This is a genomic window from Pedobacter sp. SG908 (genome assembly GCF_011759615.1).
Classification (GTDB): domain Bacteria; phylum Bacteroidota; class Bacteroidia; order Sphingobacteriales; family Sphingobacteriaceae; genus Pedobacter; species Pedobacter riviphilus.
The window spans coordinates 2,983,632-3,007,680 of the sequence record NZ_JAAOYY010000001.1 but is presented as its reverse complement, the minus strand read 5'-3'; the positions used below and the strand labels follow the sequence as shown (position 1 = coordinate 3,007,680).

20 protein-coding genes are annotated in these 24,049 nt (G+C 38.5%); 13 read left to right on the top strand and 7 right to left on the bottom strand.

All coding sequences use genetic code 11. The features are described 5' to 3' along the window. Positions 1 to 44: 44 nt before the first annotated feature. Positions 45 to 986: a Dyp-type peroxidase gene (locus FHT21_RS12295; protein ID WP_208398913.1), complete on the bottom strand. Its 942-nt coding sequence runs from the start codon at positions 984 to 986 to the stop codon at positions 45 to 47. An 899-nt stretch (positions 987 to 1,885) separates the two neighbouring features. Between FHT21_RS12295 and dnaK the strand changes: the two genes are divergently transcribed. The 5 genes from dnaK (at position 1,886) to FHT21_RS12270 (ending at position 8,545) form a co-directional block, all read left to right on the top strand. Next, positions 1,886 to 3,775: a molecular chaperone DnaK gene (gene dnaK / locus FHT21_RS12290; protein WP_167294943.1), complete on the top strand. Its 1,890-nt coding sequence runs from the start codon at positions 1,886 to 1,888 to the stop codon at positions 3,773 to 3,775. Between the two features lie 180 nt (positions 3,776 to 3,955). Beyond that, entirely contained in the window at positions 3,956 to 4,834 is an 879-nt protein-coding gene (gene fdhD, locus FHT21_RS12285) for a formate dehydrogenase accessory sulfurtransferase FdhD (protein ID WP_167294942.1), read from the top strand. After that, positions 4,824 to 5,174, top strand: a complete 351-nt coding sequence (locus tag FHT21_RS12280; protein ID WP_167294941.1) for a hypothetical protein — start codon at positions 4,824 to 4,826, stop codon at positions 5,172 to 5,174. Before fdhD ends, FHT21_RS12280 begins: the two co-directional genes overlap by 11 nt. 3 nt (positions 5,175 to 5,177) lie before the next feature. Further along, positions 5,178 to 7,547 (top strand): FdhF/YdeP family oxidoreductase, encoded by a 2,370-nt coding sequence (locus FHT21_RS12275; protein WP_167294940.1) that lies wholly within the window; start codon positions 5,178 to 5,180, stop codon positions 7,545 to 7,547. 80 nt (positions 7,548 to 7,627) lie between these two features. Next, positions 7,628 to 8,545, top strand: a complete 918-nt coding sequence (locus tag FHT21_RS12270) for a bestrophin family ion channel (RefSeq protein WP_167294939.1) — start codon at positions 7,628 to 7,630, stop codon at positions 8,543 to 8,545. A 466-nt stretch (positions 8,546 to 9,011) separates the two neighbouring features. Here the strand turns inward: FHT21_RS12270 and FHT21_RS12265 are convergent, their stop codons facing one another. From FHT21_RS12265 to FHT21_RS12250, 4 genes are all read right to left on the bottom strand, one after another. After that, the gene (locus tag FHT21_RS12265) at positions 9,012 to 10,079 is read right to left on the bottom strand and encodes a phosphatidylinositol-specific phospholipase C1-like protein (RefSeq protein WP_167294938.1); all 1,068 of its coding nucleotides are present in this window, start codon (positions 10,077 to 10,079) and stop codon (positions 9,012 to 9,014) included. 16 nt (positions 10,080 to 10,095) lie between these two features. Next, entirely contained in the window at positions 10,096 to 11,685 is a 1,590-nt protein-coding gene (locus FHT21_RS12260) for a RagB/SusD family nutrient uptake outer membrane protein (RefSeq protein WP_167294937.1), read from the bottom strand. Between the two features lie 11 nt (positions 11,686 to 11,696). Further along, positions 11,697 to 14,684, bottom strand: a complete 2,988-nt coding sequence (locus tag FHT21_RS12255) for a TonB-dependent receptor (RefSeq protein ID WP_167294936.1) — start codon at positions 14,682 to 14,684, stop codon at positions 11,697 to 11,699. Between the two features lie 446 nt (positions 14,685 to 15,130). Next, positions 15,131 to 15,964, bottom strand: coding sequence for a M57 family metalloprotease (locus FHT21_RS12250; RefSeq protein WP_167294935.1), 834 nt, complete (start codon positions 15,962 to 15,964; stop codon positions 15,131 to 15,133). A gap of 285 nt (positions 15,965 to 16,249) precedes the next feature. On the opposite strand from FHT21_RS12250, the gene FHT21_RS12245 reads away from it, so the two are divergent. The 7 genes from FHT21_RS12245 to FHT21_RS12215 all read left to right on the top strand — a co-directional run bounded on the left by FHT21_RS12245 (position 16,250) and on the right by FHT21_RS12215 (position 21,212). Further along, positions 16,250 to 16,699, top strand: coding sequence for an SRPBCC family protein (locus tag FHT21_RS12245; protein ID WP_167294934.1), 450 nt, complete (start codon positions 16,250 to 16,252; stop codon positions 16,697 to 16,699). A 236-nt stretch (positions 16,700 to 16,935) separates the two neighbouring features. Then, a complete protein-coding gene (locus tag FHT21_RS12240; RefSeq protein WP_167294933.1) occupies positions 16,936 to 17,721 on the top strand; it encodes an RHS repeat-associated core domain-containing protein in 786 nt (261 codons plus the stop codon). A 634-nt stretch (positions 17,722 to 18,355) separates the two neighbouring features. Next, on the top strand, positions 18,356 to 18,919 hold the full coding sequence (locus FHT21_RS12235; RefSeq protein ID WP_167294932.1) for a hypothetical protein: 564 nt from the start codon (positions 18,356 to 18,358) through the stop codon (positions 18,917 to 18,919). A gap of 30 nt (positions 18,920 to 18,949) precedes the next feature. Further along, positions 18,950 to 19,132, top strand: a complete 183-nt coding sequence (locus FHT21_RS12230; protein ID WP_167294931.1) for a hypothetical protein — start codon at positions 18,950 to 18,952, stop codon at positions 19,130 to 19,132. Between the two features lie 415 nt (positions 19,133 to 19,547). Further along, the gene (locus tag FHT21_RS12225) at positions 19,548 to 20,201 is read left to right on the top strand and encodes a hypothetical protein (protein WP_167294930.1); all 654 of its coding nucleotides are present in this window, start codon (positions 19,548 to 19,550) and stop codon (positions 20,199 to 20,201) included. A 72-nt stretch (positions 20,202 to 20,273) separates the two neighbouring features. Further along, positions 20,274 to 20,645, top strand: a complete 372-nt coding sequence (locus FHT21_RS12220; RefSeq protein WP_167294929.1) for a hypothetical protein — start codon at positions 20,274 to 20,276, stop codon at positions 20,643 to 20,645. 3 nt (positions 20,646 to 20,648) lie between these two features. After that, positions 20,649 to 21,212 (top strand): hypothetical protein, encoded by a 564-nt coding sequence (locus tag FHT21_RS12215; protein ID WP_167294928.1) that lies wholly within the window; start codon positions 20,649 to 20,651, stop codon positions 21,210 to 21,212. 524 nt (positions 21,213 to 21,736) lie between these two features. On the opposite strand, the gene FHT21_RS12210 is transcribed toward FHT21_RS12215, so the two are convergent. Further along, positions 21,737 to 22,126 carry a VOC family protein gene (locus FHT21_RS12210; RefSeq protein WP_167294927.1) on the bottom strand — a complete coding sequence of 130 codons (390 nt, stop codon included), beginning with the start codon at positions 22,124 to 22,126 and terminating at the stop codon, positions 21,737 to 21,739. Positions 22,127 to 22,155: 29 nt separating this feature from the next. Then, positions 22,156 to 22,710, bottom strand: a complete 555-nt coding sequence (locus FHT21_RS12205; protein WP_167294926.1) for a dihydrofolate reductase family protein — start codon at positions 22,708 to 22,710, stop codon at positions 22,156 to 22,158. A 135-nt stretch (positions 22,711 to 22,845) separates the two neighbouring features. Here FHT21_RS12205 and FHT21_RS12200 point away from each other — a divergent pair, with 135 nt between their 5' ends. Next, a complete protein-coding gene (locus tag FHT21_RS12200) occupies positions 22,846 to 23,814 on the top strand; it encodes a helix-turn-helix domain-containing protein (protein WP_167294925.1) in 969 nt (322 codons plus the stop codon). Positions 23,815 to 24,049 lie beyond the last annotated feature (235 nt).

Sequence of the window (24,049 nt, the reverse complement as noted above, 5' to 3'; positions counted from 1 at the left end):
TTGAATCTTGATTTAATAGACGGGACCGTTTTTCTTTGATTGAATTATTGTGAAGTTGCCGAATAATTCTGAAGCATAGTAATGGTTGGTACAAAATAAAGTGTACCGGTTTTAGCGGTACTAAAGTCAAGTATTCGATCAGAATTTCCCGGAGGGCTTCCAATAAACATTCTGGTGAGCATTTCTTTTACAGTGCTGAATGTATTGGCATAGGCAATGAAATAGGTACCAACTTCTCCTTTTGCCGGATGCCCAAAAGGCATGTTATCTCTGATGATTTTAAGGTCGTTCCCTGCGGCATCTTCAATCCCGGCGAGTGCACTGTGCGAATTGCTTGGTTTTACCTCATCGGTCATTTCGATGTCGCTCATTTTATAACGGCCAATTACCTTTTCCTGGTCCTCTGTAGACAATGCCGTCCAGTTTTTCATCTCATGCAGGTACTTTTGTACAAATAAGTAACTCCCACCTTTGTAAACCGGATCTTCATCTCCCACAAGGGCAAAAAGTTGCCTTTCATCTCCAATAGGATTTTCTGTGCCATCTACAAAGCCGAGTATAGAGCGGCCGTCCCAGTACCTGAAACCATGTATTTCCAGGCTGCATTCGGCTACGGATTCTAGCACCGCCGTAATGTCGCTGGCCATATCGAAACATATGCCCATATCCATTGCCCGTAAATGTAGGTGTAGATCACCCGGGGTAGACACTGCGGTATGTCGTTCTCCAACAATGGGTTCGAATTCTACCAGCTCTTTTGGGAGGGGAGTGGGTAGTCTAAGTTTTTTCCAGGCATCATACCCTACACCCAGCACACAACTTGTCCGTCCCTTTACAATTCGGATTGCATAAGAGCGATTTATGTTTTCTACCAGGGCACATAGCTGCTCGAAGGCGGGCCTGATGGCTGCGCCATCTTTGAATTTCCAAACCATAAAAATGGTGTTGTTATTAGGATAGTCTGTTACGTTTTGTGGTTGATTCACGCTTATGGGTTTATAATTTTCAATTTTATCTTTTGTCTGATTTTTTTTTATCTTAAATATACGCTATCCAAATCAATTCCCATTACGGTAAAACTTGCCTGTAAAATGCCTGGTATATGGATAATTCTATCAATAACACGATCTAAAATAATGGAGTAAGTTGGTGCTCATGGGAAAAATTACTGTTGTTTTTTTAAACTTCGAAACAAGAATTCAATGATTTCTTTGCTTCCTATAATGCAAATAAATTTCAGACTTCTGTAGCTTTTTTATAAGTAGATTTTTTTCACGTTCACAGGTATCGTTTTTAAAAGGCATAAGCCAAATTTAGTTTATGTAAATGTGATACAACTCACATTTTCTGTAAATGCATATTATTCGACATTATTTTCACTAAATACTATATTTATAGTTTTTAGGGTTTCTTCTTTTATACTTTAATATTTAAAATAGCCTAAATAAACCACTTTTCATCCAGGCTGTAGCCTAAAATACACAGGTTTAATATTTATTTTTTTCTGCTATCCAAAATCTTGCCTGGCTGTGCCGCGGGCTACAAAATCATTTTTGCAGGTCGAGCGGTCTGGATGTTTTTTGCAGTTCTCGGATCGATAATTTACGCTACTATTTTCATGCTATTCTATAGTGATATCGAAAGATGCCGTTTTTTTATTATCTAATATTGTATTGGCTGATGTTATGAAATTTGATAGTTGTGAGAAATGCAGAACATGCCCCAGTACCGAGAGGGGTTAGGAATTGGGATTTCTATTGTGGCGTATAACGTATAATCACCATCCATTTTACGACAGGTGATTTCGATAGACAGGGTTTTTGGCTAAAGAAAGTATTAATCTGAAATAATAATTAAATTTTTAACTAAAACTATATCTAACATTATGGGCAAAATTATAGGTATCGACTTGGGAACCACCAATAGCTGCGTGGCAGTTATGGAAGGAAATGATCCGGTAGTGATCGCTAACGATGAAGGAAAAAGAACCACTCCTTCGATTGTGGCTTTTTTAAAAAATGGAGAACGTAAGGTTGGCGATCCTGCGAAAAGGCAGGCTATTACCAATCCGCAAAATACGATCATGTCTATCAAACGTTTTATGGGTCGTCGTTTTGATGAAGTAACAGAAGAAATAAAACATTGTAGCTATAAAGTTGTTCGTGGCGACAATGATACTATCCGGGTTGATATTGAGGGGAAGTTGTACACGCCACAGGAAATCTCCGCCATCATCCTGCAAAAGATGAAGAAAAACGCAGAAGATTATCTCGGGCAGGAGGTAACAGATGCTGTAATTACCGTGCCGGCATATTTTAATGATGCCCAAAGGCAGGCAACCAAGGAAGCAGGTGAAATTGCAGGGCTTAACGTAAAAAGGATAGTAAATGAGCCAACTGCGGCTGCTTTAGCCTATGGCCTGCAAAAGGCAAATAAGAACCAGAAAGTAGCTGTTTTCGATCTTGGAGGGGGAACATTTGATATTTCCGTACTTGAACTTGGGGATGGTGTTTTTGAGGTTAAATCAACCAATGGTGATACCCATCTTGGGGGTGATGATTTTGATAAGGTAATTATAGATTGGATGGCAGATGAATTCAAGAAAGAGGAGGGGATTGATCTGCGTAAGGATCCCATGGCACTTCAGCGTTTAAAGGAGGCAGCTGAGAAAGCCAAGGTTGAACTTTCAACGGCTACTGAAACGGAAATTAACCTACCCTATGTAACTGCAGTGGATGGAATTCCTAAACACCTGGTAAAAAAACTGAGCCGTGCAAAATTTGAAAAGTTAGCCGACAGTTTATTTTCGCGCTGCCTGAAACCTTGCGAGGCGGCCCTTAAAGATGCTAAATTGAAATCGGCAGATATTGAGGAGGTTATCCTTGTAGGTGGAAGTACCCGTATTCCAAAAGTACAGGAAATAGTAGCGCAGTTTTTTGGCAGGCAACCTAGTAAAGGTGTAAATCCTGACGAGGTGGTTGCATTGGGTGCAGCAATCCAGGGTGCGGTGTTATCTGGCGACGTAAAGGATGTGGTGCTACTGGATGTGACGCCACTCTCATTGGGGATAGAGACAATGGGTGGTGTAATGACAACCTTAATCCCAGCCAATACAACCATACCGGCAAAAAAATCAGAAGTGTTCTCTACTGCATCTGATAACCAGCCAGGGGTTCAGGTACATGTATTGCAAGGGGATAGAACCATGGCAAAGGATAATAAAAGCCTGGGCATCTTTAACCTTGATGGACTTCCACCTGCGCCAAGGGGAATCCCTCAGATCGAGGTTGTATTCGATATCGACTCCAACGGGATACTTAATGTAACTGCAAAAGACAAAGGGACCAATAAGGAACAAAAAATACGGATTGAGGCCGGTAGCGGACTGAGTAAGGAAGAGGTTGAAAAAATGAGGGAAAGTGCTAAGGCCAATGAGGTTTCTGACAAGGAGGCCCGGGAGCGGGTGGATAAACTGAACCTGGCGGACAGCCAGATTTTCCAATCTGAGAAACAATTGAAAACCTTTGGAGAGAAACTTTCTACAGATAACAGACAGGCTATTGAGGGTGCGCTTTCTGCCCTGAAATATGCACACGAAAAACAGGATATTGCGGCTATTGATACCTCCCTTGCAGATCTGACCAAAGCATGGAACAGTGCCAGTGAGGAGATGTACAAAACCGATCAGCCTTCACAGGGAGCAGAAAATGTAAACCAACCTGCAAATGACGGACCGGATGATGTGACAGACGTTTCTTTTGAGGATGTAAAGTAAAACAATGAAAATAGTACCGTTTAAACTGGAGCGCATCCACTTAAACGGTATTATTGATCGAGAAATAAGATATACCTGTTAGGGGTTTTGTGTAACAGCGGCAAAAAATAAACATATTGGCGCACCTAATTTTCTGCTCAATCAGTATCTTTATATTTCATTTTTGACTAGAACGATTTTATGAGGGATATTCCATCGGTTTCGATTAAACACTTGCCCGTAAAAAGAGTATCGGGATTTATCGCTTCCCCTGCACTAGACATTCTTTCTGTAGAGGAACCGCTGGAAATCCGGATAATATACGGGCCTGCAGACGCTCGGGTAAAAAAGAATATTTCTGTAACCATGCGGACACCCGGGAATGATCTGGAACTGGCATTGGGTTTTTTATTCACCGAAGGTATTGTATCCTCCAAAGAGGAGGTAACTGTTATTGCCCACCTGGCAATGGCATGTGAATTTGATAAGGAAAACATTGTTTGTGTTGAATTCAGTGATCGATTTACGCCTAATCTCTCGCAGTCTGACCGTAATTTTTACACCACATCGAGCTGCGGAGTCTGCGGCAAGGGATCAATACAGTCTATCAGGACGTCAAGCATTTATTCAGGTCTGGCCAGTGAGCAGGAACTCAGCCTTTCTCCTGAAATCCTCTACCAGCTCCCACGCAAGCTGAGGTCGGCACAGCGAAATTTCTCTGCTACTGGGGGAATTCATGCATCGGGCCTTTTTACGATTGAAGGAGAAATGCTGATGCTTAGGGAGGATGTAGGCCGCCACAATGCTTTGGATAAACTCATTGGTGCAGCACTTGCCAGCGATCTGCTTCCCCTTAACAAGTACATCTTGTTGTTGAGTGGGCGGGCAAGTTTTGAGCTGATTCAGAAAGCAGCCATGGCTGGAATTGCAATTGTAGCCGCTATCGGTGCCCCATCCAGTCTTGCCGTAGAACTTGCCACTGAATTTGGCATTACCCTTTTAGGTTTTTTAAAGGAAGACCGTTTTAACATTTATACCAGTAACGACAGAATTTTAATACCTACATCGCATGAAAATTAGAATAAAGGGCAATTCGCTCAGATATCGTTTAACCAAGTCTGAAGTAGCGGCATTGGGAATGGTTGGATTTCTTTCCGAACGTACCCACTTTGCTAGCCAAGCGCTGGAATATGCGATTATGACAACAAGCGAGGGACAACTTACCGCCGATTTTTCGGAAAACCGGATCGTTCTCAATATGCCCGAAAAAATGATCGAGGAGCTGGTCAATACAGATAAGGTCGGTTTTAGCGATGTGTCTGGTCCGGTAAGCCTGCTCATTGAAAAAGATTTTACCTGTTTGGATAATGTGGAAGAAGATCAGAGTGATAATTTTCCCAATCCCAATATAAACTGTTAAGCTATGGAACAAGATAAAAAGGCACCTTCTGCAGAAAATCCATATAAGCTGCTTGATCTGAAACTGACACCTGTAGAGAAATCGGCAGCAGGAATGCACGCGGTAATGGCCGCCATGGGAGATTTGATAGAGGAGAAGACATTTTTCAGGGGAAACCACGCACTTTTGAACATGAACCAGTTTAAGGGATTCGATTGTCCGAGCTGTGCATGGCCAGATCCTGATGATGAACGCTCTCCTGTTGGCGAATACTGTGAAAACGGTGCAAAGGCCCTTGCAGAAGAAGCAACAACGAAAAGAGTGACAGCTGATTTTTTTAAAAAGCATTCTGTTTTTGACCTGGCCAAGCTGGATGATTACCAGATTGGCAAGTTCGGGAGACTTACCGAGCCAATGTATATGCCCAAGGGCGGAACGCATTATGAGCCAATTAGTTGGGAGAATGCTTTCAAGAAAATAGGAGCGCACCTCAATGCACTCGAGTCGCCCCACCAGGCCGCATTTTACACCTCGGGCAGAACCAGCAATGAGGCATCATTTGTGTATCAGCTCTTTGCCAAGGAATTTGGTACCAACAATATGCCCGACTGTTCGAATATGTGCCATGAAACTTCCGGTTCTGCACTGCGGCCAACTATTGGTATTGGCAAGGGGACCGTTACGCTAGAGGACTTTTATGAAACCGATGTAATTATCGATATCGGCCATAATCCAGGTACAAATGCACCTCGGATGATGAGTGCCCTGGCTAAGGGGAAAAAAAACGGAGCCATGATCATAGCCATTAATCCTCTGCCGGAGGCCGGATTGCTTGGTTTTCAGGATCCACAGTCTATAAAGGGAATGATTGGGGGCGGGGTTAAGCTGGCAGATTTATATCTCCCTGTAAAAATCAACGGCGATATGGCCTTGCTTAAGGCCTTGGAAATTCTGCTGATCGATTTCGAAAAGAAATTTCCGGGACAGGTTTTTGACCAGGAATTTATCAAAGATAAAACAACCGGATATGAAGCATTTTTGAAGCAGTTTGAACATGAGGATTATAATCTTGATCATTTATCCGGGCTATGTGGCGTTTCCAAAGAAGATATCCTAAGGGCTGCGGAGATGATTGCCTTTAAAAAAAGAATCATTTTCTGTTGGGGAATGGGACTTACACAACAGCCCAATGGTGTTGCAATGATCCGTGAAATTCTTAATATTCTATTGCTTAAAGGAAGTATCGGAAAGCCTGGGGCCGGCGTATGTCCGGTACGTGGGCACAGTAATGTTCAGGGTAACAGAACCATGCTTATAGATGAAAAGCCTACAGCTGAACAGCTCGACCGCCTTGAAAATTACTATGGCTTTAAAATGCCACGCGAGCATGGCTACGATGTGGTCCGGGCAATCAAGGCCATGCACGAGGGAAAGCTCAAATTTATGTTTTGCATGGGCGGGAATTTTTTGTCTGCAACTCCTGATACTACCTATACCGCCAATGCTGTACGAAAACTGGATCTGCTGGTTTGCGTATCTACCAAGCTCAATCGAAGCCATCTTATTCACGGAAATGAAGCATTAATACTGCCAACTTACGGCCGAAGTGATAAAGATATTGTAAATGGCGAGGTACAGATCATTTCTACTGAAAACTCTATGGGGGTTGTACAGGCTTCAAAGGGGATGCTGGATGCGGTATCCAAAAACTTGATTAATGAAACGCAGATAGCTTGCCGAATGGCAATGGCAACACTGGGAGAAAAATCGGTTGTTAACTGGCAACTCTACCATGATAGTTATGACGCGGTTCGCGACGCGATAGAGAAATGCATTCCAGGCTTTGAAAACTATAATGAAAAAGTTAGGCAAAAAGGTGGGTTTTACTTGCCAAACGCTGCAAGAGATGGAAAGTTTATGACCAAAGAATTCGGCGACCGTGCACCCTTCACCCTTACAAAAATTCCCAATAACGATCTCGAGGATGATGAGTATATGATGGCAACCACCAGGACACATGATCAATTCAATACGACCATATATGGACTGGATGACCGTTATCGCGGCATTAAAAATGAGCGGCGCGTGATCTTCATGAATAAGAAGGATGTCGAAAAACTGGGGATGAAAGCCGGCGACAAAGTAGACTTGTTTAATTTCGATGACGGCGTTGAACGGATTGCCCCGCTGTTCATCATCGTACCTTATGAGATTCCAGAACGTAATACGGTAACCTATTTCCCCGAAACCAATGTTTTGGTTTCTGTGAACAATGTGGTAGAAGAAAGTAATATGCCAGCTTCTAAATACGTAAAGATTAAAATTAAAAAGCACGAACCCACTATTTATGACCGGGTAAAAAAAGTAGAAGAAAATTATCGGCTGATGCAATAGTAATCCTAAAGCATGGAGCCTTATCGTATCTTTGACTATGAAAATTACCTTTGTCAAAATGATAAATAGCTCAAAATAATATGATAATCAGGAAAAAAGAAAATTGGTTCAAAATGCTTTTTGTGTGGCATGGCTCGGTTCTTCCCAGGCTATTGCCACGGCTTATCTTACTTTTTGTACTGTCTATAGGGGTGGTGTTCTTTCATGGTAAAATCCTTTCCTTTAAAGTGCCTTTAAATCCAACACCGTTAACCTTGTTCGGTTTTGTACTTGCATTGTTCCTTGGCTTTCGAAATAATGTGAGTTATGACAGGTTCTGGGAAGCCCGAAAGCTTTGGGGCTCCCTTTTAAATTGTACCCGCTCACTCGCCAGACAAGTCATAACGCTTCCCCGCACTTCATCTGAAAAATCTGAATCCACAGGCTTCATCAATCTTTTGATATCATGTACCTATGCGTTAAAACATCAGCTAAGGGGTACAAATGCAGAAAATGACCTTAAAAAAAGGCTCAACGATACCCAATTCAGCTTTATCCATACTACACGTTATAAACCGACCATGATTATTAAACTGATGGGGGATTGGATTGCTCATGCACGCAGCAAAGAAAGCATAGATTCAATTCAGCAGATGCGGTTTGATGAAAATCTAGACAAGCTGGCCGAAATTGTCGGAGGCTGTGAGCGGATCATATCAACACCAATACCTTACAGTTACCGTGTGTTATTACACCGGACAGTATACCTCTACTGCTTTCTTCTTCCTTTTGGGCTTGTAGATAGCCTCCAATGGCTAACCCCATTTATTGTTGTTTTTATTGCCTATACTTTTGTCGCTTTTGAAGCCATTGCAGATGAGATTGAGCAGCCTTTTGGTACAGAATCTAATGACCTTGCATTGAATGAAATGTGCCAGATGATAGAAGCCACATTGATGGAACTTGATGGCAAGGAAATCCCCGAAATTAAAGCCAGAAAAAGTGGAACCATAGATTAACCGATGTATTGTCTTTGGTTTGGCTATTAGGAAAATCGAAAGTCTGGATTAAATCAATATACTTTTAAGGGCCCGTTTAAAAACTAAATAAAATTATTTCGTACGTCAGTCTGTCCAAAGGACTCCTGTGGAGAGCGTAGTCGAAGATCATTAACGTATTAATAAATGCACTTGGACTACGCGACCATTGACAGAATCCACTAGAGCGGTTGTCATTCTCGCGCATGCGGGAATCTTAGAACGCTTGCATTAAGATTCTCAATCAAGTTGGGAATGACGATCTCTCGAGGAATATTACATACTTAAAACTTATCAGTCACTCATATTGATTTTCATCCAATAAATTACTCCTCAGTGTTGACAACAAGAGGCCATTTATATTGGTTATAAAAATTTAAACAGGCGCTAAGTTTATTAGCCCTTACCGGATAAATTCTCGAAATCCAGTTATCAAACAGGTTGTTCTTTATCTAACTTTAAATAGGGGGTTAGCTCTAAAGTATTCGCCCTTAGCAAAGCTAACAGCGTAACTGGACTTAAAATGTGTGCTTTTTAGGTAATAGTCTGTTGTGATAACCTGTGCACCAGAGTTACATGCTGCATCGAAATCACTTGTATCATTTTTACGAGCCTGTTGCGTATCGTTATCGGCTCGTGTTCTAATGATGTAACCTTTTTTTACCATTTCCGGAATCTGTTTGTCTTTCGGATTATTTCTAATCATAAAAGCAGCCTCGGGTGTGCCTGGGTCTGAATTCGTAAACATTACACGGGCCTTTAGTGATGGATGATTTTGAATATAAGTTGCTCTTTTTTTGCCGGTTGCATCCAGTACGAAAATAAACTTGCCTTTCGCCTGGCTCAATTTTGGCCAATTCTGATGGAGTACCGCGTCTTGAAGCGAACTGTATTTACCTCTTACTTCATCAGGAAGAATGATATGTTCTTTACCTAAATTCTCTAAAATCACTTTATCCAGTTCATCAAAAACCTTTGGCGTAAATAATTCTGGTGATGTAAAACCAGGTCTTTTTATCGAATCATCTTTAGCCTCTAGTGTAATAAAAATCGGCGAATGATCTGCATGTGTTTCTGACCAGGTACGCAACACTTTTAAAGCCGCTACAAAAGTTGGTACAGAACTTCTAAAATCGAGTTCGGGGATGTGTAAAACCTTAAAACCGGGCTTTTTCATTTCTCCAGAGGCATCAAAGGCAGGCTGATCCTTTGCCCAATCTAAACCTTTTGGATGCGCATAACGGCCACCAGCAGAATCAGCATAAACATCAATCTCCAAATTTCTTAAGCCCATATTTAATTGTTCTGGTATAGAAATGTGCTCATAATCGATCTTACTGGCAGCTACTGAATCTGTTTTTTTAAACATGGCAAATAATGCCGGATCGATGGCTTGCTTATAACTATTGTGCGAACCAATAACCTGAATCTGATTGATGGTTGGATCTTCCTTAACGGTAATAAACGCTATTGCTGGCAATACCAGCAATAGGCTTACGTAACTGATGATTCTCATACACCTTTTTTGATTATTAATACCCTGGGTTTTGTTTCAGGTTTGTATTAAGCTTTAACTCGTTTGCCGGAATAGGATAAATTCTTCTGGTTATATCCTTATTCATGAAAAGTACATCGTTAGGTAACGGATATTCGGTTTCAAATTGTCCGAAACGGATTAAGTCATTTCTTCTCCATGCTTCCCAGCTAAATTCGCGGGCTCTTTCATCTAATAAAACCGTTAATGTTACAGTGCTTGCCAATTCGGCACCTGCACGGCTTCTTATTTTATTTAAAAGTACCAGTGGCGTTTGCAACTCGCCATTAACAGTGGTAGCAGTTGCTCCTCTTAATATGGCTTCTGCTTTCATGAGCATCACATCAGCTAAACGCAATACGGGCATATCGTTGCCATTTAAACGTGTGGCCTGAATTGCATTTACATCTGGCCAGTATTTTACCGATCGAACACCTTTAGCCTGGTCTGCAACGGTATTGCCTAAATCCATTGGTTTGCCTGGTTTCAGAATTAAATCTGGCGTAATTTCGATTTGTGTAGTGGTTCCTGCAACAAAAACGGGTTTAGTTAAATCAGGTTTACGGTTGGCATCTGGTGCATATTGTTTGCCAATTAACCAGAAACTGTTACGGATATCATTGTTTAAATTAAAACGATTATAATATTCGGGTGTAGTGCTCATGGCAATACTGAAACCTACGTTAATGCCATAAGCCGCTGCTAATGCAGGGTAAAAACCAAATCTTGTAATCTGGTTACCCGGAATTTGCTGATCGTAAGGAATAGCGAATATGGTTTCGTTAATTTGAGGCCCATTGTTTACATCAAAAATATCAGAATACTTGTTATCCAAAGCGTAGTTGGTATTTTTCAGAATATTATCGGCCATAATTACGGCATCTGCATATCTCGGTTTGCCTGTATATACCTCAGCATTAAGGTACATTTTTTCTAATAAAGCATAAGCCATTGCCTGGGTTGGTCGGCCATAAACCAATACACGGTTGTTATTGTCCTTTATTGGTAATTGCGGAATAACGGATAAAAGTTCTTTCTCAATAAATTCAAATACTTTATCTCTGCTTTGGTTTCCTGGGAGCGTACTCACTGGGAAAGTATCAATAATTGGTACATTACCGTATAAATCCATCATAAAATAATAGTATAAGGCCCTCATTGCTTTTACTTCGGCTATACTGCTACTTTTCTGTGTTGCTGAGATTGAAGACTCATTGGTTAGGTTAATTAAGCGGTTGCAGTTATTGATACCGCCAAATCCCCACTGCCAGATATCTCTCACATTTGGATGATCAATGGTCCAGGTATGGTAGTGGAGCTGACGGTATTGACCTCCATCATCAAAATTTCCATCGCGTGCCGGAATAATTGCGGCATCTGTAGAAAGCTCTTGCATTCTCCAATAAGGAACACCATATTGAGAAGAAAGGTTAGAATACATGGTGCCGAAAAGTGCTGCGTAATCTGAATTGGTAAAAGGAAAATTGTCTTTAACGTATTGCGATTCTACATCAACATCGAGCTTACTGCATGATTCTAAAACCATCAGGCAAGCAAGGAAATTAAATAGGATTATAATCTTTTTCATCTTTATTTTTTTTAGAATGATGCACTTGCACCGAAACTGAAGGTTCTTGTTTTTGGGTAATAATTATTGTTATCAATTCCTGGGGTTAATCCACCAATGTTGATTTCGGGGTCTAAACCACTGTATTTGGTTATTACAAAAAGATTATTTGCTGTAACATATAACCTAATGGCTTTAATAGCCGGTGTTTTAGGTTTTACCGTATAGCCAAGGGTGGCGTTATCCAGGCGCAGGTACGAACCACTTTCAAGAAAACGGTCTGAAATCAGATAAGCATTAATATCATTGAAAGATTCGCCCAGGGTAAACCTTGGAATGTTTTGAAGTTTTGCATCGGCAGGATTGTTTAAAGATGCATTTGTGGCATTCAGAATCTTATTGCCCAATACCCCACGAACAAGGAAATTCAAATCCCAGTTTTTATAGTTGAAGGTATTTGCCCAGCCGTAAATTAATTTTGGTTGGGCATCGCCTGCTATTTTAGCATCAGTGGTTAAGGGTTGTGTAGCAATGGTTTGTCCGGCTGCATTAATATAGGTACTTACACCAGCTGCATTTTTACCGGCATAGTTCCATAAATTGAAGGTACCCAATGCATAACCTGGCTGAATCAGCTGACTGAAATTACCTGACTGGCCTTTACCTCCGAGTTGGGCAGTTTGGATGGCTGCGATTTTATAGAAATCATCAGATAAAGTTTCTACTACGTTTTTGTTGTGTGCAATATTTGGAGAGGTTGTCCATTTGAAATTGTCTGTTTTAACTGCAATTGCATTTAAAGAGAACTCTACTCCTGTATTTTTCATTTTACCAACATTGGCTGTAATGGTTGGTAAGAAAAACTGTGTTGTAGAAACTTCGTAACGGTCGTAAATCAAATCTGAAGTTTTCTTCACGTAAAAATCTAACGAACCGGTAATCCTATCTTTAAATAAACCAAAATCCAATCCAATATTGGTTGTTGCTGTACTTTCCCATTTTAAATCTGGATTAGGATTTCTAACCGGGCCAATTGCATTGCTGATAGAACCATTATTTAAAAATTTATTACTTCCCGGAAGTGTTCCGTAAATCAATAACGAAGAGAAGGCATTGAAACCTAAACTGTTACCAGATACGCCATAACCAGCACGAAGTTTTAAGTCGCTAATAACCGGAACAGATTGCATAAAATCTTCACTAATTATTCTCCAGCCAGCAGAAACAGCTGGGAATAAACCCCAGCGATTGTTTTTTCCGAATGCAGAAGAGCCGTCGTCCCTTAAAGACGCCTGGAATAAATATTTTTCATTATAGTTGTACTGAACCCTGCCGTAATATGAAATTAACCTTAAAGTAGATATAGGCGCATCGTTAAAAGTGATTTGGGAGAGTAAAGTTGGGTTAGATAAAAACAGGTTGTTAGAACCTAAATTATCATTTGAAAAATTTTGTGTAGTTACGCCAAAACCATCATTGGTTCTATCTTCTTGCCATGAATAACCACCAAGCAATTTTAAACTATGTTTGCCAAAAGTTTTATCGTAGTTAAAATAACCTTCTAAAATCTGATTTTTGTTCAGCACATCGATTTTTTGCGCTTGCCCATTTACACCCCTGGCTAATCCCGATTGGCTGTTTAAATAAGTGCTATAATTATTCTGATCTCTCTGAGAAGAAACACTTGCTGTAAACTTTAATCCATCTATGATATTTACCTGGGCCATACCATTAATCAACGTTTTGTTATTCAGGTTATTGATGATGTTATTATCAACAATGGATAACGGATTTCTTGTTCCGCTCCCCGTGCGGTTGTAGTTCTCTTTATAGCTGCCATCAGTATTAAAAGGATTTACTGTTGGCAAATAGAAAAGCATATTGGGTAGCGCTTGCGACTGGTATATATCAGAACTTTTCGAATTACTATTTGTTATGGTTAAGCCAAGTTTAAGCCTGTCATTAAAAAACTTTTCGTTAAGGAAGGCACGAACAATTGTTCTCTTTAGTGATGTATTTTTAAGAATTCCTTTATTATCGAGGTAATTTACACTTGCGCCATAATCTGATGTCTGACCAGCGCCACCATAAGAAACATTGTGATTCTGAGAATAACCTGTTCTTTCTAAAAGTGATTGCCAGTTTGTATCCGAACCATCATCATCTACAGCGTTTAAAGTTTGCTTATTATCTGCAAGATATTGCCTTAACTCTGGAGCTGAAAGCATATCATATTTTTTAGAAACTTTCTCTACTGCAGCATAACCGCTATAATTTAGGCGGGATTGGCCGCTTTTAGAACGTTTTGTGGTGACAATGATTACACCGTTTGCAGCTCTTGAACCATAAATTGCGGTTGAAGATGCATCTTTTAAAATATCGATATTTTCTATATCAGCCGGAGCCAATAAATCAATTGAAGCTCCAGGAACACCATCGATAATGTAAAATGGTTCTTGCGCAGCACCTTCACGCAAAGTAGATGGACCACGTAAAATAGTAGATGGTTTAGCATTCGGATCGCCACTTTTAGTAACATTTAAACCCGCAACTTTACCTTGTAAAAGTTGTGCAGGGTTAACCAAAACGCCTTGATTAAATTCTTCTGACTTTACAGAAGTTACCGCACCTGTTAAATCTTTTTTGTTAGCGGTACCATAACCAATAACCACAACATCTTTCAGGTTTTGATTATCCGAAACAAGTGTTATATTTATTTTAACCTGGTTATTAACTGGAATTTCTTTCGTTAAACTTCCAAGTAGCGAAAATGTAAGTATATCAGCTGGTTTTGCCTGAATGGTATAAACGCCATTTGTATCAGTTGATGTTCCTAAATTGCTGCCTTTTATTTTAACCGTTACACCTGGTAATGGCTGGTTGGTTTCATCAATAACTTTACCCGTTATTGTTTTACTGCCCTGAGCATGGGTGTTTAATGAAAAGAAAAGCAGCATTGCAACAAGACATTGCCATCTGCCAATCAAAGACAAGTAGGTCTTTTTGTAGTTTTGTTTCATGAATGATTGGTTATGATTGTTGGGATCATTCACAGAAACAAACGATTGTTCTTGCTCTGTGAATTTCTCACAAAGATGCCTTAACCCGATTAGGGATTTTGTCAATTAGAATTAAGAAATTATTAAGAATTATAAGGTTAATTGAAAATAATGTTAAGGATTTTCAACTGATAGGTTCAGAATTAAGGATTAAATTTAACACGATGACGTAAAGATGAAGTGAGCCTCATGTTATTGATTGAAAAATGGCGATTTTTTTTTCTGAATTATATTGTTCGTTGTTGTTTGTGCTGTGTTTGCGGTTTTTTAAAAGGTTATTTTATTAAAAACATAAAAAAAAATATATACTTCCAGTCTTTTTAGGTCCAAAAAAAAGAGGAAGGCTTTTCAGCTCCCTCTTTTTTATCTGATCTATATATTTTATTTTTTATTGATCTGTATTTGGTTTATTTATAAAGGTAATTCATTGCAATTACATCATTTGCATTAAATGTACGGTCGCCACCGTTAGAGCAAGCCAGCATGAATGATTCTGCATCTGCTTTTGATGGTGTGCCTGGGATTTGTATTGCACCAACTCCCGCTGTTCCTTCGTTAGAACGTCTTCCTCCACAGCTATACGCCCTGTTCATATAGTCGGTATGGCGGAATCCTATACAATGTCCAACTTCATGTTGTAAAACAGAGGCAACATACAATAAATTAGGATTTGTTCCATAGGCATTCACATTCGTATTCATTTTAACCTGGTTAAATGGTTCGCCGCTCGAAGTAGGAAAACCAGATGAACCTAAAGTGATATAGCCTCCACTTGGACCTTCGTTAAATCCAAATACATCAATGTTACCTGTAGTACCTGTGTTTGCCCTTTGAAAAGTCATACGCAGGCCTAAAGAGTTGTATCTTGAAATCATCAGATCAACAGCATCACTATACACCTGTGGTAAATTTGTAACAGAAATTGTAATTACACGTGGTAGTGATTTAACCACGTTTGTTGTGCGGTACTGCTCGGTTTCGGCAATGTTTAAATTAGGACTTGAAGACTTTTCATTTAAGTTGGCATCTGTTAGAACGATGTCGCCTTCAACAAGGTAACCGTTATCCACTTTACGTGCATTTTCGACACTAAATCCCAGGCTTTTTATTTGCTGTAATGTACTTGCTGATATTTCGGCTTTGTTATCAGTTTGTTCTGAAGTGTTGTTCTTTTTACAAGAAGATGCGTAGATAAATAAAGCGCATAGCATGGCTAGCGATAAAAATTTTGTGTTTTTCATGTTTAAGTTAGTTTAGGTTAAAATGTATTGATCAGATAAATCTAATATATGAACAAATTATATGTAATCAAATAGTTACAATGTTTTTTTTAAAAAATACGCTTAGTCTGGGCGTAAAGCCCCACTAACATTGTCGCATATTGCCACTGGCAAACCCGAATTTACATGCCATCTTTGTATAGTCAGGAATTAATATTAAAAACCTGACCATATGGTGGAGCAGCTACCACTCCAAAAACGGGCGAAACCGAAAAGCCTAAGAGTAGGGGATTAAAAAATAATTTTATGTCGAACAACACCGTTTCATTGCACAGAGTTTTAAAAGCATCGCCAGAAAAAGTATACCGTGCATTTACCGAACCTTTGGCAATTGCTTCATGGTTACCTCCATATGGCTTTCTTTGTACTGTTCACGAAATGACAGTGGCATTGGGAGGTTCTTTTAAAATGTCCTTTCAAAATTTTTCTACTTCCAATGGTCATTCATTCGGTGGGAAATACCTTGAAATTACACCAAACGAGTTTCTAAAGTATACCGATCAGTTTGATGATCCAAATCTGCCTGGTGAGATGATTACCTCTGTTTGGTTAAAAAAGACCTTAGTGGGTACCGAAATTAAAATTTCACAAGAGGGGATTCCATCAGCTATACCTGTAGAGATGTGCTACCTGGGCTGGCAGGAATCGCTAGAAAAGTTAGCGAAGCTGGTAGAGCCAGAAATACCAGATGCTTAATTTAAAGGAATTATATTTTCTGAAATACATAAACCAGCTAACCTCATAACTTAAACCCCTCTAAAGTGACTTTGGAGGGTTTTTTTGTGGGCTTACCTGATATTAAACGATTTTGCCAAATGATTAAGTCTCTTTGTAGAAGCGCAACGATATTGGATGAATAAATATATATTTATTTGGTATGACCTTTGGCCAATAACGATTACAGATATGGTTATTAGGGTCAGTACGCAGAAGTGGATAAAGAAACGGGCTGGAATAATTTTGATTTCAGGATGTACGATGCCCAAATAGGGCGGTGGATGAGTACCGATCCGATGGGAGAGTTTTGGTCCCCATATACAGGGATGGGGAATAATCCTGTTTCTAAAGTTGATCCAGATGGTGGTCAAACAAAAGATAATATTAATTTTAATACTAAAACAGGTAAAACCGAGATTACAAAAACAAATGATAACTTCAATAATTATTATATAGATGGGAAATTTCAGGGATTCGCAATGAAAGGACTTGGAGGCATGAGTTATGAGAATGGGGTATTTAAAATTAATGGAGTTTTTAACTTTAGCGTCATGTTAAACGAAGCAATCGTTAAACCTAAAGTAGAAACTGTAGATCCCAGAGTAGGCCTCTTTATTGGTAGTTTTGAAAACACTATCTTCGGAGAGAAACATTGGTTTGATTTTAAGCAATTTAAATTTTATGGGCGTAATTTTTACGGTAATGGGTATACTCTTCCGCAGAAGAATATTGGAAAAATAGCTAATACAATGAAGTGGCTTGGAAGAGGGCTTGCCGTGAAAAATTATTTTGATATAAACGAGCAATATGCAAACGGAGAAATCTCAAAAACTACTCGTAATTTGGAACAGGGCTCGAACATAATTGGTCTTGCACCCGGAACCATAGGGTTGGGATGGAGTATCGGCTGGGAATCTGGTAGATGGATTTCTCAAAGGCCATGGTACAGAGAAAACATTAGACCTCATTTGCAGGATCTTCTCCATCAGCGTAGAGATTAATTAAAATGCTAATTCATAATATTAGACTCCTAATTACTAACACAAATATTTATAATGTTTTTTAAAGTACTTTATTATTATTATTATCAGTTTTACAAGAAAAGTAGAATAGAAACGGAGCCTCATACCTCAACCATTTTTTTATTAAGTTTTATTTGCTCCGTTTTTATAAATTCAGCATTAGACTTTGTAGATTCTTTTTATTTTATGAAAAGTAAAAATTACATAGGCTATGCTTTATTTCTGTTATTATTTATAATTTTTATATGGTACTTTAATTATAAAAAAAATGGTAAAAAAATAATTTTGAATCCAATATTTTTTTTTAACAGTAAATTACTCTCTTTAATTATTGTACTAATATTTACTGGATTTTGCATTTCTCTTCCTTTTTGGGCTCACGATTTTATCAAATACCATTTCCGTTAAAAATGCGAACATGATGTGAGAAATGCTAATTGAAATTTATGAAGGAAATGAAACAAAGGAATACCTTTTGCTATTTAACGAATTTATAAATATGCTTTGCAGGATATTCTATTTACCTATTGGATGTTTCTTAAATAAACAATGTCGGCCTATTTTGAATGTAATAAATTCCGAGATCAATAATTAGCACAAATTTATTATTCTAATGAAAAAACTTAAAACAATATTCACTTGTACAATTATATTCATTTGCAGCATTAAAAATCTAAAAGCACAATCCGAGTATATCGTAACCCTTCAAAATGATACTATTAAAGGTGAAATCAAAAATTATTTGGAAGATAGGGTTAAATTTATCCCCGAGGGCAGTATAGAAAGGGTAAGATATAAAGCCACTGAAATAAAAGCTTTTCATGTAAAGCTGAAAAAAGAAGAAATTGATCTAGAAGCTATAAAATTACCTGGAAAAAGAAAGGCTTTATTTGTCAACCGGGTTTTATCAGGTAAAATTATTTTGTACGAATTGATAGAAACTTTTGTGAGGTACAATGGAGGAGTTTCGCATGCTGTAACCTGGTATGTTAAAAAATTGGATCAGGATATTGTAGAAATTAAAACTTCTGAACTATCTTTTAACCGAAAAGAGCGAGAAGATGCATTTTTTGTACTGTTAAAGGATAATCCTAAAGTAGCTGAACAATACCAGAATGGGGGTAAGTTTAGTTTCGATTTTATTAAATCAATCATCAATGCTTATAATCAATCTTAATATTTAAACGATTTATCTAAATTAATCACAATGATCAAAACATTCTATCTATTTAGCATTATGGTGTTATTGTCGTTAAGTAGTCAAGCTCAAAATACCTCTTCAAAGCGCTTAGACACGCCCGAAAAAAAAGCAACTTTTTTAGTTCGCGATCTACAGAACAAAATTATGCTGAATGATCAGCGAAAAGATTCGCTTTTCACTATTTTTTAGTTACAATTTAAACTGGCCGATTCTCTGAAAAAAAGTCAAACCGACGGGCCAGCCAAAAGACAATATTTTCAATCTATGCTTTCCTCTTCCAAAAGCCGGATAGATAGCGTTTTAACAAAAGACCAAAGGGTACTTTTTTATCAATGGAAGAGTAACCAAAAATCATTGAAATCTAGACTGTAAGGAAATAGAATTTGGTAATGGCATACACAAGCTAAGACGCTGATCACATCGGGTTCTGGAAGTTATTGACTCAGGATTGTATGCGATTTTTTTGCATATCAATTAGAGAAATGGTGATTGGAATTCCTGAAAATATAAAAATCTTTCTGGGTTATGATGTTTTTGCGCATCTGTTTATGATTTATTAGATCATAAAAGCAATCAATTACCCTAATATAGGTATGGAAGATGGATGAGTACCGATCCTATGTGGGAATTTTGGTCACCCTATACTGGAATGGGTAATAATCCAATTTCCACTGTTGATCCAGATGGCGGTTGGTGGCAGGAATTTAAAAATTGGATTACTGGTGTCGGCTGGATTTCTAATGCGGGAAGGGACTTTATTAAAAATACACCTGGGGCTACTTATAACGGTTGGGATGGAGACAGATTCATGGGGCATGCTACGGTTGGATTTAAAAAAGGCAAAGATGCTGATTCTTATTCCTTCAAGACTTTCAAAGCTGTAAATGATTATACATTTAAAGGATTCGATATATATCTGGATTTTGAACTTAAAAATACGATAGGTTTAAGAGCCTCAACAATCATTAAAGGATTGGAAGGTTTTGATGTCAATATGGGTTCTGTTACTTTAGCTAAATATACATGGAATGATAATAAATGGATAGATTTGAACGAATATTTTGAGTATTCAGTAGGCTTTGAAGCAGCTCATGATGCAATCGGTGGGGGCTTCGAAGTTGGTATCGTTCAAAATAAGGCTGTACTAGAAGAAGCCAAAGTCAAGCTTTCGGGTGCTTTCGGTGCGGTGTCGCTTGAAACAGCCTATGATTTAGCTCAAAAAAGTTTGAAGCTTCTCTGGGAGTCGGTGGGAAAATAGGTATTGGCGTAGTTGTTGAGACAAGCGTTAAAATTATAGCCAAACAACACAATCCTTTTAAATATTGATTTGATGATTAAACTGACAAAGGACAACCATTTTTTCTGGAGTAGAATATTTCCAGGGGTTATTAGCCTTAATTATTTGGCTTTACTATTAATGATAATATTAACGGGAGCATATTTTTTGCTTATTGCGGGAATAATTTTTTTCTTACTTCATTTTGGAGTTGGAAAAATTTGGCGTTATTATTTTATTTATGATCTCTATATTGATGGGATGAGTATGGAAGCCATCCGCAAAAATGAGAAAATATACTTTTTTAAGAGTGACATACTGTCATGTAGCAGGAGGTTTGGAATTGTTACTTTGAAAATAGCTTCAGGTAAAGAAATATTTTTAATTCTTAATTCAAAAGAAAATATCAAATATTTGAAAGAATAGATTATGGACATAATTAAATCAATTCTTCCATGTGCAATACTATCACTTTTTGCTTTCAATCTTAAAGCACAATCCGAATATATCGTAACTCTCCAAAGCGACACCATTAAAGGCGAGGTCAAAAATTATTTTGAAGATGTGGTTAAATTTATACCTGAGGGCAGTACCGAGCGGGTAAGATATAAAGCTACTGAAATAAAAGCTTTTCACGTTGTAAAGATTAGAAAGAATCCGACCGACTGCGAAGCTGTAAAACTGCCAGGAACTAAAAAAACAGTATTTGTGCATCGGCTAATGTCTGGTAAAATTACTTTGTATGAATTGATAGAAACAGCAGTTTCGTACAGCGGGGTGGCTTCATCAAGCGTAACCTGGTATGTTAAAAAACAGGATCAGGATATTATAGAAATCAAAACCAGTAAATTGTCGTTTAACCGAAAAGAGCGAGAAGATGCATTTTTTGTACTGTTAAAGGATAATCCTAAAGTAGCAGAACAATACCAGAATGGGGGTAAGTTTAGTTTCGATTTTATTAAATCAATCATCAACGCTTATAATCAATCTTAATATTTAATCAGAATTTAAATCTAAATTATCACAATGATCAAGACATTTTATCTATTTGGCATTATTGTCGTTAAGCAGTCAAGCTCAAAATACCTCTTCAAAGCGCTTAGACACGCCCGAAAAAAAAGCAACTTTTTTAGTTCGCGATCTGCGGAACAAAATTATGCTGAACGATCAGCAAAAAGATTCGCTTTTCACTATTTTTCAGTTACAATTTAAATTGGCCGATTCTCTAAAGAAGAGTCAAACTGGCGGGATAGCTAAAAGACAATATTTTCAATCTATGCTGGCCTCATCCAAAAGCAGGATAGACAGTGTTCTGACCAAGGATCAGAGAGTGCTTTTTTATCAATGGAAGAGTAACCGCAAATCATTGAAATCTAAAATATAATTCCAATTATTCGTATACATACAGAAGAGGTGTCGAACTCAAATATGTGTTTTTTGGATTCGATGTGCGTATATTTTATTTTGTGCTGAAAAGCATATGTAAGCGGCCCGCATTAGAGACCGCTTGCATATACCTACTTCCACTTCAGTATATTAAACTTATGCCCGTCTGGGTCGGCAAAGGCGCAACCGTACATGCCCTGAAATTCTTCAGGTGGCGAGAATACAGAACCGCCCGCGTTTTTTACTTTTATAGCCCACTCATCTACCTCTTCTTTTGTTTCGGCCGAAAGGGTAAAAATGACTTCATTGCCCTTGCTTAAATCGGCCAGTTCGCCTTTCATGCCTTTTTTTAAACTATCCTCTTTAAAAAAGTGGATCACAAAATTATCCGCTCCAAATAAAAAGCTGGCTAACTCATCGCTTTCGAGTCCCGCATTTTTTTCAAAGCCTAGTTTGGTATAAAAGGCGCTGCTTTTCTCTACGTTTTTAACGCCTAAATTGGCCCAAATTTTTGTTTTCATGGTTATCGTATTTAAATATCGATTCTTAGTTATAATGCTTCGTAACTCAACAATACGGTGCCGCTTTTAAAGCTTCGGGTATCGGTTAATTTCAAATTCAATTGCCCTTTTATGCCACTAAAAATGGAAGTGCCTTTGCCAATGGCTACCGGATCGATCATGATTTGATAAGTGTTGATCAAGCCTGCTTCAGCCAGTTGTGTACTCAGATTGCCACTGCCTAAAATGGTAATATCTTTTGGCGATGTTTTCTTCAGTTCAGCTATCTGAGCCACTATATCTCCACTCATTATCCATGTATTTTGCCAATAGGCGTGTTGCAGCGTATTGGAGCATACAATCTTTTCGGCCCGGTTCATACCATTGGCTACCTCGGGCATTGCATTAATAGCGTTTTGCGATGGCCACCACGATGCCATCATTTCATAAGTTATCCGGCCGAAGAGCAGGATACTATCGTACTCCAGATTTTTTGCACTAAATTCGCCCTCTTCCTGGCCGTGTTGATGCCAGTTTATGCCATTGTTGGCATCCTTATAATAGCCATCCAAACTGATAAAATTGAATACATTTAATTTGCCCATTGTTTCTATTGCTTTATCTGTTTACAAATCTCTGCGGATTATGGATACCATTTAGGTGGCATAAATGACAACTTAGGGGCGTGAAAGTGCCAAAAAAAATGCCTAATTTAGGTATCCTTAAAATAACTATTTATTATGTTAAATGTTTGCCTTTATATCTTCGATGAAGCTGTTCCTTCATCGGTTACAGGTGTGGTAGATTTATTGAGTGGTGCCAACCGTTATATGGAACGTGCTGGTAAAAAGCCTGTATTTGCGCTAAGTTTGGTGGCAGAGAAAGACCACGAAATCCATTTTCATTTTAACAATGCCAATATTCAGTTGTTAAATTATGAGGAGGTGCAAGAGGTTAACCTGATTATAATCCCCTCATTCAGCGTAGGCAATGAAGGCGTTTTAGACAGAAATCAAGCAGCCATCGGGTGGATCAAGGAAAGCTATGCCTCCCGAACTGAGGTGGCCAGTTTATGCGTTGGCAGTTACTTTTTGGCCGAAGCAGGTTTGCTTGATGGTAAGGAAGTAACCTCACACTGGGCGGTAGCAGCCGATATGCAGAAACGTTACCCTAAAATCAGGATGAAAAGCGATTTGGTTACTACTGATCAGGATGGCGTTTATACCAGTGGTGGGGCATTCTCTTCACTTAAACTGATCCTTTATCTGATCGAGAAATTTTGTGGCCGCGAAGCTGCTTTATGGATCAGCAAGATGTTTGCTATTGAGATGGATAGGACCAGTCAGGCACATTTTAAGGTATTTACTGGCCAGCATCAGCATGATGATAAAGACATTTTAAAAGCCCAACGGTACATGGAAGAAAACTACCGGCACGATATGGCAATGGATGAGGTATCCAGCCTGGTGAATATGGGAAAACGTAATTTTATTCGTCGGTTTAAAGCCGCCACTAATAATACACCATTCGAATATTTGCAAAGGGTAAGGATAGAATCAGCCAAAAAAGCCATCGAAATGAACCATAAAGACCTGCCATTTATTATGGAAGATACAGGCTACAACGACTTGAAAGCATTCAGGAAAATCTTTAAACGCATTACGGGGCTATCCCCTGTAGAATACAAACGAAAATATGCGCGGGCTTAAATCATCCATTAGCGAGATATGCAGGAGAGAACCATAAACCTACATCAACAATAAGAGTCTATTTGCCTAATAACTATTTTTTCAGGACTTATAACAGCCTGTTTGTTTTGTGCTACATAGACAATTTTAAGGGGTATAGTCTTCATAAGATCAATTCATATTTTTTTAAAATTGGCGTAGGGGTAAATACAAATGTTGTTGTCATACTTTCAAAACACAATAAATATTCAATTAT

Excerpts from the sequence above, each read along its gene's own strand:
- dnaK (WP_167294943.1), top strand. The coding sequence starts at position 1,886 with ATGGGCAAAATTATAGGTATCGACTTGGGAACCACCAATAGCTGCGTG.
- fdhD (WP_167294942.1), top strand. The coding sequence starts at position 3,956 with ATGAGGGATATTCCATCGGTTTCGATTAAACACTTGCCCGTAAAAAGA.
- FHT21_RS12280 (WP_167294941.1), top strand. The coding sequence starts at position 4,824 with ATGAAAATTAGAATAAAGGGCAATTCGCTCAGATATCGTTTAACCAAG.
- FHT21_RS12275 (WP_167294940.1), top strand. The coding sequence starts at position 5,178 with ATGGAACAAGATAAAAAGGCACCTTCTGCAGAAAATCCATATAAGCTG.
- FHT21_RS12270 (WP_167294939.1), top strand. The coding sequence starts at position 7,628 with ATGATAATCAGGAAAAAAGAAAATTGGTTCAAAATGCTTTTTGTGTGG.
- FHT21_RS12265 (WP_167294938.1), bottom strand. The coding sequence starts at position 10,079 with ATGAGAATCATCAGTTACGTAAGCCTATTGCTGGTATTGCCAGCAATA.
- FHT21_RS12260 (WP_167294937.1), bottom strand. The coding sequence starts at position 11,685 with ATGAAAAAGATTATAATCCTATTTAATTTCCTTGCTTGCCTGATGGTT.
- FHT21_RS12255 (WP_167294936.1), bottom strand. The coding sequence starts at position 14,684 with ATGAAACAAAACTACAAAAAGACCTACTTGTCTTTGATTGGCAGATGG.
- FHT21_RS12250 (WP_167294935.1), bottom strand. The coding sequence starts at position 15,964 with ATGAAAAACACAAAATTTTTATCGCTAGCCATGCTATGCGCTTTATTT.
- FHT21_RS12245 (WP_167294934.1), top strand. The coding sequence starts at position 16,250 with ATGTCGAACAACACCGTTTCATTGCACAGAGTTTTAAAAGCATCGCCA.
- FHT21_RS12235 (WP_167294932.1), top strand. The coding sequence starts at position 18,356 with ATGAAAAAACTTAAAACAATATTCACTTGTACAATTATATTCATTTGC.
- FHT21_RS12230 (WP_167294931.1), top strand. The coding sequence starts at position 18,950 with ATGATCAAAACATTCTATCTATTTAGCATTATGGTGTTATTGTCGTTA.
- FHT21_RS12225 (WP_167294930.1), top strand. The coding sequence starts at position 19,548 with ATGAGTACCGATCCTATGTGGGAATTTTGGTCACCCTATACTGGAATG.
- FHT21_RS12220 (WP_167294929.1), top strand. The coding sequence starts at position 20,274 with ATGATTAAACTGACAAAGGACAACCATTTTTTCTGGAGTAGAATATTT.
- FHT21_RS12215 (WP_167294928.1), top strand. The coding sequence starts at position 20,649 with ATGGACATAATTAAATCAATTCTTCCATGTGCAATACTATCACTTTTT.
- FHT21_RS12210 (WP_167294927.1), bottom strand. The coding sequence starts at position 22,126 with ATGAAAACAAAAATTTGGGCCAATTTAGGCGTTAAAAACGTAGAGAAA.
- FHT21_RS12205 (WP_167294926.1), bottom strand. The coding sequence starts at position 22,710 with ATGGGCAAATTAAATGTATTCAATTTTATCAGTTTGGATGGCTATTAT.
- FHT21_RS12200 (WP_167294925.1), top strand. The coding sequence starts at position 22,846 with ATGTTAAATGTTTGCCTTTATATCTTCGATGAAGCTGTTCCTTCATCG.